Source organism: Bartonella sp. AP7XZML (assembly GCF_042195745.1).
Classification (GTDB): Bacteria; Pseudomonadota; Alphaproteobacteria; order Rhizobiales; family Rhizobiaceae; genus Bartonella.
Window position 1 is genome coordinate 1 of the sequence record NZ_JBHIOT010000106.1, and the last position, 2,660, is coordinate 2,660.

Here is a 2,660-nt window from a genome sequence, read left to right on the forward strand (position 1 = left end):
CAATCATACACTCTAATATGCTTCTTAACTTTAAGGTAGCGTATATCATATCATTTCGAGGATAAAGTAAAGACTCTTATTCATAGAATATACCAAATTTATTGGAACTGTTACATATTAGAGACAACAAGAAACACTCCATTATTATCGCTTGATAAGAAAAATAGTATGACGATAGCTTATTACTAAAATAAGAAAAAAAGAAAATGCGTAATGCTATAACTGATGAAGGATTAGCATATTTAAAAGCCGCTTATCCTAATGAAACTATCACTAAAGATGATATCTTTTTTACGATTACGGTCTACTTCATTCAGAAGATTATCGTGCCCGTTATGCTGATAACCTCTCTAAAGAATTGCCTCGTATCCCTTGTGTAAAGAGTGCTGATGATTTTTGGAAGTTTGTAACAGCAGGGCGTAAACTGGGGCATTTGCACGTGAATTATGAAACTGTAGAGCCTTATCCTGTGACCTTTAAAAAGGGTAATCCAAAATTAACTGATATCTCTAATCTCGAAAAATTCTATTATGTGACTGAAATGAAATTTGCAAAAATTAAGGATAGTAAGGAAAAGAATAAATCAACTGTTATTTATAATAGCAATATCATCATGACAGATATCCCTAAGTAAGCTTATGAGTATATCGTCAATGGCAAGCCTGCTCTTGAATGGTTTATGGGGCGTCAATGTGTTAAGACAGATAAAAAGAGTGGTATTGTGAATGATGCCAATCGCTATGCTGTTGAAACCGTTGGCAACCCTGCTTACCCATTGGAGTTGTTTCAAAGGGTTATTACCGTAAGTTTAGAAACCATGAAAATCGTTAAGAACTTACCAAAATTAGAAATAAGAGAAACTGAATAACTTATAAAGCATGCTCATATAATGGGTATGATAAACTCACAAGGGGTATAAGGTCTTATACCTATAGGTTCTATACCCCTTTATACTCTATACCCCCTTTATACATTGCTTACATACAATCTTTATTAAAAGGAGTGTTTATATGCGTTATTCTAAAAAGAAATCATTTGCACTTCTAAATACTCTTATTTGGATTGCCTTTAAGATTTTTAAGAAACCCTATCTTAAATAGAATTAGATTTTTTTACATTGCCTTTAAAAGATTATACCGTAATCTAAAATGAGTGCTTTATTGTTTTCAAAAGCTTTGTTTAAAGAGAGTTATATATATTCATTTTGCTTATAGGTTTTGAAGGTTCTTAAAACCCCCAAAACTCCTACAAAACCCTCTTAAATGTATACTATAGATTGTATTTAGATGTTATATTTAACATAGGTTGTTTCTTTAAAACATTAACATATTGAAATATAATGATTTTTATTTTTGATTGAAAAAAATATATAAAGGGGGGAGTAAAAGGAACCCTCAAAATACTCAAAATCCTCAAAATTCATAACCATAATGGTCTTTATAGCATTTCTATAAGTTACAAGCTATCTTTTGAAAGGCTTTAAAGGTTCACATGCTTTCATAAAGCACGTTGTAATCATTCTCTAAATCATAAGGTTATCTATTCAAAAGAACTGATTAAAATTCATAAAAGGGATTTTGATAACGTAATCAGTTTTTAATTTCATACGCTTTTCATAAGACACGTGTTAATCACTCACTAGAAATATAATTTTATCTTTTAAAAAGAACTAATCAAAATAACAAAAGCCTATTAAAAAGGATTTTGCTAATTTCTATAATTATCAATCCCTCTTTAGATAGTTTCATAAGTGTTTTCATAACAGTCTCTAAATTACAATTATCATATGTATCATTTTTATCATGAAAATGAAAAATAACACCATGGCTATAAAGCATATAACAGCTATAGAGAATGCGTAAAAATAACAGCCTTATTTGAATAAAGCAAAAATGCAAATGAATGCATTGGTTATAAAAGCGCGGCGCTTATTAAGATAGTTCAAATGATAAATGCGTTATAAACAAAATTCACAAAAATTTTTAAATTCATTTAGTAAAAAAATTGATAGGTTATAAAGATAAAAAAACGCATTATGAGAGCGTTTTTAAATATTATAAATGTATAATTCAAAAAAGAACACAATCGTTTTATAAAGCCTATAATATAGCTTTAAACACACATAAATATAAAAGAAGAAATTCATAAGCATATGATATTATTAATACACAACGCATTTTAAAAAATACAAAAAAATATCAAAAAGTTTATAAATTAATTGACAATAAATACGTATTTTGTTATATAAATACTCAAGTGATGAAAACACTTAGCGTTAAGCGGATAAACCCCGATAAGGTTTCTCCCATTTCTTTAAAAGACTGACTTTCTTTTATGCTGTAGCTAGCATATAACGATTGTGTCGGGTGTGGTCACACCATACAATACTCTTTAATGAGAAAAGTGTGACGACGGACTTAACGCCGTGTTTTCAACACCCGGCGCCCTTATAGGGTGTTAATTGAAAACTTTATTACGTTAAGAAAGAATTTAAAATGAAAAATTCCCAAAATACAATTTCCTCTTCCATTTCAAATGAAACCACGTCTGTTAATCAACAAGAGCCTGCAAAAAAATATGAATTTATTGATGATTGTGAATATATCGATGGTCATTTCTTAACTCGAATTAGAGCCTTAAGAGATTTTGATGATGTGAAA

General features: G+C 29.3%; 1 pseudogene. It reads left to right on the forward strand.

Annotation, left to right across the window (positions count from 1 at the left end):
• Nucleotides 1–209: 209 nt before the first annotated feature.
• A pseudogene (locus ACFILT_RS08780) lies at nucleotides 210–868 on the forward strand (type ISP restriction/modification enzyme); the annotation flags it as partial.
• Nucleotides 869–2,660 lie beyond the last annotated feature (1,792 nt).